The organism is Kitasatospora sp. NPDC059827 (assembly GCF_042731675.1).
Lineage (GTDB): Bacteria > Actinomycetota > Actinomycetes > Streptomycetales > Streptomycetaceae > Kitasatospora.
Genome location: NZ_JBHWIV010000139.1, coordinates 1 through 12,631 on the forward strand (window position 1 = coordinate 1; position 12,631 = coordinate 12,631).

Annotated in this window: 8 protein-coding genes; 7 read left to right on the plus strand and 1 reads right to left on the minus strand. The window is 74.0% G+C overall.

Annotated features, from left to right (window positions below):
* Positions 1-55: 55 nt before the first annotated feature.
* Positions 56-1,465 (minus strand): CCA tRNA nucleotidyltransferase, encoded by a 1,410-nt coding sequence (locus tag ACFV8H_RS40015; RefSeq protein ID WP_375882935.1) that lies wholly within the window; start codon positions 1,463-1,465, stop codon positions 56-58.
* A 394-nt stretch (positions 1,466-1,859) separates the two neighbouring features.
* Here ACFV8H_RS40015 and ACFV8H_RS40020 point away from each other — a divergent pair, with 394 nt between their 5' ends.
* The 7 genes from ACFV8H_RS40020 to trxA all read left to right on the plus strand — a co-directional run bounded on the left by ACFV8H_RS40020 (position 1,860) and on the right by trxA (position 12,571).
* Positions 1,860-4,373, plus strand: a complete 2,514-nt coding sequence (locus ACFV8H_RS40020; RefSeq protein WP_380409510.1) for a DUF6049 family protein — start codon at positions 1,860-1,862, stop codon at positions 4,371-4,373.
* 58 nt (positions 4,374-4,431) lie between these two features.
* On the plus strand, positions 4,432-6,888 hold the full coding sequence (gene murJ, locus ACFV8H_RS40025) for a murein biosynthesis integral membrane protein MurJ (RefSeq protein ID WP_380409512.1): 2,457 nt from the start codon (positions 4,432-4,434) through the stop codon (positions 6,886-6,888).
* Positions 6,889-7,194: 306 nt separating this feature from the next.
* A complete protein-coding gene (locus ACFV8H_RS40030) occupies positions 7,195-9,180 on the plus strand; it encodes a serine/threonine protein kinase (RefSeq protein ID WP_380409514.1) in 1,986 nt (661 codons plus the stop codon).
* A 40-nt stretch (positions 9,181-9,220) separates the two neighbouring features.
* The gene (gene sigM / locus ACFV8H_RS40035; protein ID WP_380409516.1) at positions 9,221-9,997 is read left to right on the plus strand and encodes an RNA polymerase sigma factor SigM; all 777 of its coding nucleotides are present in this window, start codon (positions 9,221-9,223) and stop codon (positions 9,995-9,997) included.
* Positions 9,994-10,953 (plus strand): hypothetical protein, encoded by a 960-nt coding sequence (locus ACFV8H_RS40040; protein WP_380409518.1) that lies wholly within the window; start codon positions 9,994-9,996, stop codon positions 10,951-10,953. Before sigM ends, ACFV8H_RS40040 begins: the two co-directional genes overlap by 4 nt.
* A gap of 194 nt (positions 10,954-11,147) precedes the next feature.
* A complete protein-coding gene (gene trxB / locus ACFV8H_RS40045) occupies positions 11,148-12,110 on the plus strand; it encodes a thioredoxin-disulfide reductase (protein WP_380409520.1) in 963 nt (320 codons plus the stop codon).
* Positions 12,111-12,244: 134 nt separating this feature from the next.
* Entirely contained in the window at positions 12,245-12,571 is a 327-nt protein-coding gene (gene trxA, locus ACFV8H_RS40050) for a thioredoxin (RefSeq protein WP_375882914.1), read from the plus strand.
* Positions 12,572-12,631: the final 60 nt, after the last annotated feature.

A 12,631-nucleotide genomic window follows, 5' to 3' on the forward strand; every position in this document is an offset into this window, starting at 1 on the left:
CACCATCCCCGAGGGGATGGTGACCGCCGCGCTCGCGTCCGGGGCGTCGCCCGGGTCAGCCCTGCTGCTGCTCGGCCCACCAGGCCCGCAGCGCCGCGACCGCCTCGTCGGGCTCCATCGGGCCGTGCTCCAGCCGCAGTTCGAGCATGTGCTTGTACGCCTTGCCGACCAGCGGGCCGGGCCGCAGCCCGAGCAGCTCCATGATCTGGTTGCCGTCCAGGGCGGGGCGGACGGCGTCCAGCTCCTCCCGGGCCTGCAGTTCGGAGATCCGCTCCTCCAGGCCGTCGTAGGTGCGCGAGAGCGCGGCCGCCTTCTTCTTGTTGCGGGTGGTGCAGTCGGAGCGGGTCAGCTTGTGCAGGCGCTCCAGCAGCGGCCCGGCGTCGGTGACGTAGCGGCGCACCGCGGAGTCGGTCCACTCGCCGCCGCCGTAGCCGTGGAAGCGCAGGTGCAGCTCGACCAGGCGCGAGACGTCCTCGGTGAGCTCCTTGGAGTACTTGAGCTCCCGCATCCGCTTGCGGGTCATCTTGGCGCCGACCACCTCGTGGTGGTGGAAGGAGACCCGGCCGTCCGACTCGAAGCGGCGGGTGCGCGGCTTGCCGATGTCGTGCAGCAGCGCGGCCAGCCGCAGGCTGAGGTCCGGGCCGTCCTGCTCCAGGTCGATGGCCTGCTCCAGGACGGTCAGCGAGTGCTCGTAGACGTCCTTGTGCCGGTGGTGCTCGTCGCTCTCCAGCTGCAGCGCGGGCAGCTCCGGCAGCACGTGCCCGGCCAGGCCGGTGTCGACCAGCAGCCGCAGGCCCTTCACCGGGTGCGCGGCGAGCAGCAGCTTGTTCAGCTCGGCCTGCACCCGCTCCGCCGAGACGATGGTGATCCGCTCGGCCATCGCGGTCATCGCGGCGACCACCTCGGGCGCCGGGTCGAAGTCCAGCTGGGCCGCGAAGCGGGCGGCCCGCATCATCCGCAGCGGGTCGTCGGAGAAGGACTCCTCGGGGGTGGCGGGGGTGCGCAGCACCCGGGCCTCCAGGTCCTCCAGGCCGTGGTGCGGGTCGACGAAGCCGCGGCCGGGCAGGTCGACGGCCATCGCGTTGACCGTGAAGTCGCGGCGGACCAGGTCCTGCTCGATGGTGTCGCCGTAGGTCACCTCGGGCTTGCGCGAGGTGCGGTCGTACGCCTCGGAACGGTAGGTGGTGATCTCGATCAGGAAGGACCCCTCGGGGGTGTCCTTGCGGGCGCCGACGGTGCCGAAGGCGATGCCGACGTCCCAGACCGCGTCCGCCCAGCCCTTGACCAGCTTGAGCACCTGCTGCGGCCGGGCGTCGGTGGTGAAGTCCAGGTCGTTGCCGAGTCGGCCGAGCAGCGCGTCCCGCACCGAGCCGCCGACCAGGGCCAGCCGGTGCCCGGCCGCGTGGAAGCGGCGGGCGATCTCGTCGGCGACCGGCGACACCCGCAGCAGCTCTTGCAGCCCCATCGTCTGGGCCTCGCTCAGGCCTGGGACGACCTGGACGGCGGTGCTGGAACGGTCGGTGCGCGCGGTGGGCTCATTGGCAGTGGACACGGCTCACAAGGGTACGTGCCCCGGAAGGTCAACCGCCCGCGCGTTTTGGGCGTCTCACCCCAGAGCCCGCAACACTGCACGCGAGGCTGGATCGTTACCATGCCGGTGGACGGAGCGCGGACACCGGAACCGGGGATGCGGTGTCGCGTGCCGCCGTGCCGACGGATCCCTCCGCGGCAGCAGGGTGGCGTACGTCGTCGAGCGAAGAACATCGAACGAGGAACGTCGAGCGGGGAACGTCGGGCGACCGCGCCGGACGGACAGCATCAGCAGCGAGCGAGCGAACAGAACGGCGAGGGCGAAACGAGTGAGTGAGCCGGCACGGCACTCGGGCCTGGGGGCACACCGACGACCTGGGCGGGCCGCGGGCCCGACCGAACCCCGCACCGGGGAACGGCGCACCGGCGGCCGCGCGCGCCGCTTCGCCGCCGCCTGCGGTGCGCTCCTGGCACTGGTCGCGGCCGCCCCCGCCGCGGCCCTGCCGACCGGCGGCAACGTCCGCCCGACCGTCGACTCGACGGCCACCGCGGAGTACCCGGTGGTGCTGACCATCGAGACGGTCACCCCGCAGCTGGCCGTCCAGAACGGCACCGTGTCCATCACCGGTCACGTCACCAACTCCGGCAAGTCCGCCCTCAAGGGCGCCCACGCCGCGGTCCGCAAGCCGGTCTCCAGCAAGCCCCTGCAGCGGCGCAGCGAGCTCCAGGGCGTGGCCGCGCGGACCAGCCCGCGGGGCGACGACGGGACGGAGCTGGACAGCCCGCAGTACGCCCTGCCGGAGCTCAACCCGGGCCAGAGCCTGCCGTACACCCTGAGCGTCGCGGTGAGCGACCTCGGCTTCTCCGAGAGCGGCGTCTACGAGCTCGCGGTGGACGCCTGGGGCTCGACCGCCGACAACCCGCGCGACCGGGCCCTGGGCATCGCCCGGACCTTCCTGCCCTACTCCCAGGGCAGCAGCGAGGCCCAGCCGACCAAGGTCGCCACGCTCTGGCCGCTGGTACACGCACCGGTGCTGGCCGCGCAGACCTACGCCGAGGGCGACCAGAACCTCTCCGTGCTGCGCGACGACAGCCTGGCCGCCGACTTCGCGCCGGGCGGCCGGCTGTACGAGCTGGTCGACACCGGCGCCAAGCTGAACGGGCTGACCTGGGTGGTCGACCCGGACCTGCTGGACGCCGCGTTCGCGATGACCAGGCCGTACCGGGTGCAGAAGCCGGGCACCGAGGGCTCGGGCAAGTCCGCCAAGGACGAGAACACCGTCGGCCGCCCCGCCTCGGCCGCCGCCGACGCCTGGCTGAACAAGCTGCGGACGGCCGTCGCCAAGTCGGGCAACCAGGTCGTCTCGCTGCCGTACGCCGACCCGGACCTCGCCTCGATCGCGCACAACGGCGCCGACCTCAGCGGCATGGGCACCGCCCTGAGCAAGGCCGCCACCGCCGGCCGGCTGACCGTCGAGGGCCGGCTCGCGGTGGACACCCGCTCCGACGTGGCCTGGCCGTACCAGGGCTACCTCGACCAGCAGATCGCCGGCATCGCCCGGCAGGCGGGCAGCAACCTGGTGCTGGTCAACGGCGCGAGCATGCCCGACCCGGACTCGGTCAACTACACCCCGACCGCGGTGCGCCCGATCGGCAACGGGCAGAACGCGGTGGTCGCCGACGACACGGTCTCCGGGCCCTTCCAGAAGGACCTGAGCACCCCGAAGGACCAGACCGACGCGACCCAGCGCTTCCTCGCCGAGACCTACGCGATCACCCACGAGCAGCCGCAGAACCAGCGCGGCCTGCTGGTGATGCCGCCGCGCGAGCTGACCGTCAACACCGCCAAGGCACTGGCGACCGCCCTGCAGACGGCCGGGGACAAGTGGCTGGCCCCGGTGAAGCTGGACGTGCTGGCCCAGGCCGCGCCGGACCCGAAGGCCAACACCGGCGTCCCCTCGCCGGCCGACTACCCGACCCAGGCCCGCGCCTCCGAGCTGCCGGCCTCCGCCCTGAGCGGCACCGACGAGATCCAGCAGAAGCTGGACACCCTGATGCGGGTGCTCACCCTGCCGCAGCGGGTGCGCGGCCCGTTCAGCGCCGCGATGGTCCGCTCGCTGTCCACCGAGTGGCGCGCCCAGGCACCGGCCGGCGACGCCTACCGCACCGGCGTCACCAACTACCTGAACGAGCTCACCACCGCCGTCCAGGTGCCGAAGAAGAACGTCGTCACCCTGGCCGGGAACACCGGCCAGCTCCCGGTCAGCGTGCGCAACGACCTCACCCAGACGGTCACCAACCTGCAGCTGCGGCTCACCTCGATCCAGCCGAACAGGCTGCGGGTCGGCCTGCCGGAGCAGCTCGTCCTCCCCGCCTCGCAGAGCGTCACCCTGCACTTCAACGCCGAGGCCCGCAGCAACGGCCCGGTCACCATGGTCGCCCAGCTGTGGACCACCGGTCCCGACTCCCGGCCCTACGGCCAGGCCCAGACCTTCACCGTCGAGGTCACCTCGGTGACCAACGGGGTGCTGTACGTCTTCGCCGGCGCCGCCGTGCTGCTGGTGCTCGCCGCGCTGCGCTTCATGCGCCAGCGCAAGCGGCGCGGCGGGCAGCCGCACGAGGACGGCGACCAGCCGGTCGAGGACGACCCGGCGGACGGCGACCCGGCGGGCACCGCCGCGGCCGAGCCCGCCGAGCCGACCGACCCGGACGCCACCACGGCGGACCAGGCAGCGGACCGGCCGGAGAACGGCGCCGGGGACGGGGGGCCCGCACAGACACCGCGCGCCAGCAGCCCGGATGGCCGGGATCGGACCGCCAGTGATGAGAAGGTTGGTCCTTGACACCGCCGACCCCCCGCAACCCCGGGCCGGTCTCCCCCCACAACAGCGAAGAGGTGACATGACCGGGCGCAGCGAGGAGCGGCCGCCGGGCCGCGGTGAGAGCCGGCCGGGCGCCGAGTCGCCGTCCGGCGACTGGTACGTGGCCGACACCTACGCCCAGGACCCGTACGCCGCGCAGGCGTACGGGACGGCGCAGGACGGTCAGGACCCGTACGGCCTCCAGGCCGGACGGCCCGCCGCGGCGCCGCCGCCGGTCACCGCGTACGACGTGCCGCCGCAACTGCCGCCGCAGGGCGGCGGCTACCCGACGCCGGTGCCGACGACACCGTTCTCGCCCCCCGTCCCCCCCGTGCAGCCCGGCTGGGACACCCCGATGCAGGCCGACTGGCCGCAGCAGGCCGCCCCGGCGGCACCGGTCTCCGCCCCGGCCCCCGGAGCGTGGAGCCAGCCGCAGCCGCAGTGGGAGCCGGGCCCGGCGCACTCCGCCTGGGACACCGAGACCACCGAGTACGTCGGGGTGGACGCGCTCTTCGGCAGCGGCCGGGCCGATGCCGCGGCCCAGCCGCCGGTCCCCCAGCCCGCCCCGGCCCCGCAGACCGCCCCCGTGCCCCCGGCCTCGGCGGTGCCGCCGGGCGCGCCCGCGCCGTACCCGCCGATGGGCGGCTACCCGGGGCAGCCGCAGCACGGCGGCCACGACGGGCAGCGGCCGTTCGTGCCGCCGATCGAGTTCGACCCGCCGCTCTCCGAGGAGGAGGCCACCATGCAGGTGGCCGCCGTGGCGGTGCCCCCGGCGGTCGAGCCGCTGGCGGACCTCGCCGAGGAGCAGGCCGCCCGGCCCGCCGAGCCCGCCCCGGCCTCCGACGGCGGCGGCGGCAAGGTCGCCGGCCTGCTGAGCTCCAGCGCGATCATGGCGGCCGGCACCCTGGTCTCCCGCGGCACCGGCTTCCTGCGGACGATGGTGATCGCCGGCGCGATCGGCATCGCGGTCATGGGTGACTCGTACAACGCGGCGAACACCCTGCCGACCCTGCTGTACATCCTGATCGGCGGCGGCGCGCTGAACGCGGTCTTCGTGCCGCAGCTGGTGCGCAGCATGAAGAACGACGAGGACGGCGGGACGGCCTACGCCAACCGGCTGCTCACCCTGGTGATGGTCGGACTCGGCGGCGTGGTCTTCCTGGCCGTGCTCGGGGCGCCCCTGCTGGTCCAGCTGATCGCCCATCCGATGATGACCAACCCGGCCCGTGCCGAGACCACGGTCGCCCTGGCCCGCTACTGCCTGCCGACCATCTTCTTCATGGGCGTCCACGTGGTGATGGGCCAGATCCTCAACGCCCGGGGCCGGTTCGGCGCGATGATGTGGACCCCGGTCCTCAACAACATCGTGGTGATCTTCACCTTCGGCGCCTACATCTGGGTCTACGGCGGCTTCAACGGCACCCAGATCACCCCGGAGAACATCACCCCCGAGGGCGTCCGACTGCTCGGCCTGGGCACCCTGCTCGGCCTGGTGGTCCAGTCGCTGGCGATGATCCCGTACCTGCGGGCCGCCGACTTCCGCTTCCGGCCGCGCTTCGACTGGCGCGGCCACGGCCTGGGCAAGGCCGCCCGGCTGGCCAAGTGGACCTTCTTCTTCGTGCTCGCCAACCAGGCCGGCTACCTGGTCATCACCCAGCTGGCGACCGCCGCCGGCAGTGCCGCCGAACAGGGCGGGCACGGCGGTGTCGGCCTCTCGGCCTTCTCCAACGCCCTGCTGATCTGGCAGCTCCCGCAGGCCGTCATCACCGTCTCGATCATGAGCGCGGTGCTCCCCCGGCTCTCCCGCGCGGCCGCCGACGAGGACGCCGGCGCCGTCCGGGACGACCTGTCGTACGGGCTGCGCACCACCGCGGTCGCGGTCGTCCCGGCGGCCTTCCTGTTCCTGGCGCTCGGCCCGGCGATCGGCCGCTCGATCTACGCGGTCGGCGGCGGCGGGACGGCCCTGGACAACGCGACCAACGTCGGCCTGATGCTCTCGGCCTTCGCACTCGGGCTGATCCCGTACTCGGCCCAGTACGTGATGCTGCGCGGCTTCTACGCCTACGAGGACACCCGGACGCCGTTCTCCAACACCGTCTGGGTGGCGGTCTGCCAGGCCGGCTTCTCGCTGGTCTGCTGGGTCGCGCTGCCCGCGCAGTGGACGGTGACCGGCATGGCCCTCGGCTACGGCCTCGCCTACGCCGTCGGAGTGATGGTCGCGGTGCCCAAGCTCAAGAAGAAGATCGGCGGGCTGGACACCAAGCGGATCGGCAAGACCTACAGCCGACTGGCCACCGCCTGCGTCCCGGCCGCGGTGGTCGGCCTCGGCGTCAGCCTGGCGGTCCAGCAGGTGCTCGGCGGCTGGCCGGGCAGCGTACTGTCGGTCCTGCTGGGCGGCGGACTCCAGCTGCTGGTGTTCGTGTTCATCGCGAAGCGCCTGCGGATCGAGGAGATGAACGCCATGCTGGGCATGGTCCGCGGCCGACTGGGCCGCTGAGTCCGAGCACAACCGGCCGGACGAGCGGGCGCCCTGACCGGGCGTCGACCAGGGCTGACACCGCCCCCGCCCGTCCGGCCGCAGCACGGGCCGCCACCCATGACCGGACACGCCCGGGCCGCCACGTGGCGGCCCGGTGTCGGATCTGCACCACATCTCTCCACCGGTATGCAACCGAGCGGACCCTTCAGCGGTCGTACCCGGTGGTGAAGAGTGGGCACAATTGTCCTGGAGCACAGGGCGGCCAATCCGCGGGCTCCAGCGACTCTCTCAGGCCGGGGCGACACAAGGGGAGGCAGGACCACGGTGGCTGATGGCACCAAGGCGGTCGTCGACACGTCAACAGCTGACGCGGCGGCGGACGAGGCCGCGCTGGCTGCGGCGATCGACGAGCTCGGGAGCGGGAACACCGCCCCGGCGGGCTCCGCCGACGCCTCCTCCGCGGACTCCGCAGAAACCCCTGACAAGGCCGACGGCGACGAGGACGGTGACGAGGACGGTCCGGTCCCGGAGGCCCCGGCGGCCGCGGTGAGCGAGGAGACCTCGGAGATCACCGCCCCGCTCTCCGTCCACGAGATCGCCGCCGAACTGGCGGCCGGCCCCCCGCGGAAGAAGCCCGCTCCCGCACCGCAGCCCGCCTCCGACAAGCGCCGCCCGACCGACCCCCAGCCCACCCTCGACCCGCGCGACACCGCCACCCTCCCGCGGACCCTGCCCGCGCCGATGCGGCACAGCGGCGACAAGATCGGCCACCGGTACCTGCTGGAAGAGTGCATCTCCCAGACCGAGACCTTCAGCAGCTGGCGCGCCGTCGACGAGAAGCTGCGCCGGGCCGTCGGCGTCCACCTGATGGCCTCCGGCCACCAGCGCGCCCGCAAGGTGCTGGCCGCCGCCAAGTCCGCGGCCCTGCTCGGCGACCCGCGCTTCGTCCAGGTGCTGGACGCCGTGCAGGAGAACGAGCTGGTCTACATCGTGCGGGAGTGGCTGCCGCACGCCTCCGACCTCGCCAAGCTGCTCGCCGACGGCCCGATGGAGCCGCACGAGGCGTACCAGATGGTCCGCCAGGTCGCCGACGCCGTCGCCGCCGCGCACCGCCGCGGCAAGGCGCACCTGCGGCTCACCCCGCGCTGCGTCCTGCGCACCGACAGCGGCCAGTACCGGATCAACGGCATCGCGGTGGACGCCGCCCTGCGCGGGCTGCCCGCCGAGGACTCCACCGGGGACGCCGCCGAGGACGCCCAGCGCACCGACACCCGGGCGATCGGCGCCCTGCTCTTCGCCGCGCTCACCCACCGCTGGCCGTACCCCGAGGACCGCTACGACCTCAAGGGACTGCCCAAGGACCTGCAGAACGCCGCGCCGGACCAGGTCCGCGCGGGCGTCCACAAGGGCCTGTCCGAGCTCGCGGCGCGCGCCCTGTTCGACCACCCGCCGCACCACGCCGAGCCGATCACCACCCCGGAGGAGCTGGTCCGGGCGATCGCCGAGCTGCCCCGGATCCGGCAGCCCGAACCCGAGCTGCCGGCCTTCCCGACCCCGCCCCGGCACCACGGCCACGCCCTCCCGACCGCGCCCGTCCCCACCCGGGTGGCCGACCCGGCGGTCGCCCCGCTGCCGGCCTCCTCCCGGCCCACCGCCGCCCGGCGCACCAGGCGCCGGCTGCGCCGGGTGGTCAAGGCCACCGCCTGGACGGTCGCCCTGGGCGCGATCGGCGTCGCCTCCTGGCAGTTCGTCGGCAGCCTGCGCAACAGCAACCAGGCCGTCGCCACCCCGCAGACCTCGATCAGCAGCACCGCCGCGAGCGCCCGCCCGACGGCCCACACGCCGGTGCCGATCCAGATCAAGGGCGCGGAGTCGTACAACCCGCTGGGTGACGGTCCCGAAGGCACCGACAGCGTCAAGAACGCCGTCGACGGCGACCCGAACACCGCCTGGACCACCGGCTGGTACGTCGACCAGCTCGGCCCCAAGCCGCCCGCCCTCAAGGTGGGCACCGGGTTGCTGATCGACCTCGGCTCACCGCAGTCGGTCTCCTCGGTGACCGTCCAGTTCAAGGACGGCGAGCAGGCCGCGGAGGTGCGCGTGCCCAACGCGGCCGCCGCCGCCAACCCGACCGCGGCCAGGCCGGAGAGCTTCTCGGTCGTCGCGGCCAGGAAGGCCGGCCTCAACGTCGACTACGCCCTCGAATCGCCGGTCACCACGCGTTACCTCTTGATCTGGCTGACCTCTCTGAACAAGGATTCCGACGGCAGGTACCGCGGCCACGTCGCCGAGGTAAAGGTCTCCGGCTGACCGCACGGTCCGGACCCGGAACGAGCCGGAACGACGAGGGGTGACAGTGGCGGACGACGACGCGACGCTGCTCGCCCGGCACGTCGCCGGCGACCAGGAGGCCTTCGGCCTGCTGGTGAACCGCCACCGGGACCGCCTCTGGGCGGTCGCCCTGCGCACCCTGGGCGACCGCGAGGAGGCCGCGGACGCCCTCCAGGACGCCCTGGTCTCCGCCTTCCGGGCCGCCGCCGGCTTCCAGGGCCGCTCGGCGGTCACCACCTGGCTGCACCGGATCGTGGTCAACGCCTGCCTGGACCGCGCCCGGCGGAGCGCCACCCGGCGCACCACCCCGCTGGACGAGGACCCGCAGCGGCTGGACCGCCTGGTCGGCTCCGCCGAGCCGGCCGACTCCCCGGTGGTCCGGGCCGAGGTGCAGCGCGAGCTGACCGCCGCGCTCGCCGAGCTGCCCCCCGAGCAGCGGGCCGCGCTGGTCCTGGTCGACATGCAGGGCTACCCGGTCGCCGAGGCCGCCGAGTTGCTGGGCGTCCCGGTCGGCACCGTGAAGAGCCGTTGCGCCCGCGGCCGGGCCCGGCTGCTCCCGCTGGTCCGGCACCTGCGCGAGAGCGACGGCGGGGACGGCGGGAACGGCGGCGGACGAAACGTTTCACGTGAAACACCGGCCGGCCGGCCCCCGGGGCGCACCGCCCCCGACCCGTCCGGTACCGCCCCGCCCCCGCCGGACCGGACCAGGGGGAACCCGACGGGCCCCCGCACCGTCACAGGGACAGGCCCGAGCACCGGCCGCACGATGCTGGAAGGAGACGCGAGCACCCGATGAACGCCCCCCTCTCCTCTCCCGGACCCGCCGACGCCCACCCCTCGGTCGACGAGCTGGCCGACCTCGCCGAGGGCCTGGTCGAGCCCGCCGGGGCCGCCGAGGCCCTGCACCGGCACCTGGACGGCTGCGCCGAGTGCCGCGGGACCGTCGAGGCGCTGGCCGAGGTGCAGGCGCTGCTCGGCGCCGTCGAGCCCGAACCGATGCCCGCCGACGTCGCCGCCCGGCTGGACGCCGCCCTCGCCGAGGCGGCCCGCGCCGACCGCCCGTCGCCGGCCCGGCCCGCCGGACGCCCCGAGCGGGCCCCCGCCACCACCCGCCGGACGGAGCTCCCCGCCACGCCCGTACGGGCCGCCGCGGCGCCCTCCGCGCCCCCCTCGCGCCCGGCCTCGGCCGCCGGCCCCGGCCGCCCCCGCCCGCGCCGCCGCCGGTTCGCCCTGCTGCTCGGGGCGGCCGCTGCGCTGGCCGCCGTCGGGCTGGGCGGGGCCCTGCTGCTGCACCAGGACGACTCCGCCTCCCGCACCTCCGCCGCCTCCGCCGCCTCGGCGGGCACCGCGGGTTCCCCCGGCGAGCAGAGCGCCCGTACGCCGCACCTGGCGGGCCCCGGCACCGTCTACCGGGAGGACCAGCTCGCCGCCCAGGTGCAGCAACTGCTGGACCGCTCCGGCTCCCAGCCCGGGCTGCGCGCCACCGGGCCCGCCAAGTCCGGCGCCGCGCCCGCCGACGGCTCCGGGCCGGAGCTCTCCGGCCCCGCCTCGCCCACCGCACCGGTCTCCCCCGCCGCCTGCCGCGCCCCCGCCCCGGGCACCCCGCTGGCCACCGACCGGGGCAGCTACCAGGGCTCCCCGGTGGACGTCCTGGTCTACCCCGCCGCCGGTCGGCCCGGTTTCGTGGACGTCTTCCTGCGCTCCCCCGACTGCGGCCCGGTCGTCCTGCAACGGACGGTCCCCGGCCACTGAACGGCCCTTCCCAGCCACCGGACGGCCGTTCCCATGCGATCGACGACCAGGGCGGCACGCCGCTTCCGGAGTTCGGGCGCCTGGTACTGATCCGCCTGGGAATGCGAGAGACTGGTCAGTCGTTGTCCCGGGCGGCGGAGCAGGACCGCCCTCCCCGCAGCAAACGCGGGTCGCGATGCGAACCAGGAGAAGCAGTGAGCGACGTCCGTAACGTGATCATCATCGGTTCCGGCCCGGCAGGCTACACGGCCGCGCTCTACACGGCCCGCGCCTCCCTCAAGCCGCTGGTCTTCGAGGGAGCCGTCACCGCCGGTGGCGCGCTCATGAACACCACCGAGGTCGAGAACTTCCCGGGCTTCCGGGACGGCATCATGGGCCCCGAGCTGATGGACAACATGCGGGCGCAGGCGGAGCGCTTCGGCGCCGAGCTGATCCCGGACGACATCGTCGCGGTGGACCTCACCGGTGAGATCAAGACCGTCACCGACTCCGAGGGCAACGTCCACCGGGCCCGCGCCGTGATCGTCACCACCGGCTCCCAGCACCGCAAGCTCGGCCTGCCCAACGAGGACAAGCTCTCCGGCCGCGGCGTCTCCTGGTGCGCGACCTGCGACGGCTTCTTCTTCCGCGACCAGGACATCGCGGTGGTCGGTGGCGGCGACACGGCCCTGGAGGAGGCGACCTTCCTCTCCCGCTTCGCCAAGAGCGTCACGATCATCCACCGCCGTGACAGCCTGCGCGCCTCCAAGGCGATGCAGGAGCGCGCCTTCGCCGACCCGAAGATCCGCTTCGAGTGGAACAGCGCGGTAGAGGCCATCCACGGCGACCCGAAGCTGACCGGCGTCACCCTGCGCGACACCACCACCGGCGAGCTGCGCGAGCTGCCCGTCACCGGCCTGTTCATCGCGATCGGCCACGACCCGCGCACCGACCTCTTCAAGGGCCAGCTGGACCTCGACGCCGAGGGTTACCTCAAGGTCGACGCCCCCTCGACCCGGACCAACGTCGAGGGCGTGTTCGGCGCCGGCGACGTCGTGGACCACACCTACCGCCAGGCCATCACCGCCTCCGGCACCGGCTGCTCCGCCGCGCTGGACGCCGAGCGCTACCTGGCCGCGCTGGACGACGCGGAGAACAAGACCGCCGTCGCGGTCTGACCTCCCCGCCACCGACCGAACCCCGCGGGGGTGTTCCACGTGAAACACCCCCGCCCCGGCCAGGCAGAAACAGAACGGGCCCGCCCGTTGTTCACCTGGCAGCAGCCCCCTCCGTCCTAACCCGAGGAGTCCCCGTGGCCGGCGCCACCACCACCGTCACCGACGCGACCTTCAAGTCCGACGTCCTGGAGAGCGACAAGCCCGTACTGGTCGACTTCTGGGCCACCTGGTGCGGCCCGTGCCGCCAGGTCGCCCCGGTCCTGGAGGACATCGCGGCCGAGAACGGCGACAAGCTGACCATCGCCAAGCTCGACGTGGACGCCAACCAGGTGACCGCCGCCGAGTACAACGTGATCTCGATCCCGACCCTGATCCTCTTCAAGGACGGCCAGCCGGTGAAGCAGATCACCGGTGCCCGTCCGAAGGCCGCGCTGCTGCGCGAGCTGGACGGCCTGTTCTAGGCCTCCCGGTCACTCTCCCGGTCCACCGACCGGACGGCGGCGGGGCTCCCCTCGGAGGGG

Excerpts from the sequence above, each read along its gene's own strand:
- ACFV8H_RS40015 (WP_375882935.1), bottom strand. The coding sequence starts at position 1,465 with ATGGGGCTGCAAGAGCTGCTGCGGGTGTCGCCGGTCGCCGACGAGATC.
- murJ (WP_380409512.1), top strand. The coding sequence starts at position 4,432 with ATGACCGGGCGCAGCGAGGAGCGGCCGCCGGGCCGCGGTGAGAGCCGG.
- ACFV8H_RS40040 (WP_380409518.1), top strand. The coding sequence starts at position 9,994 with ATGAACGCCCCCCTCTCCTCTCCCGGACCCGCCGACGCCCACCCCTCG.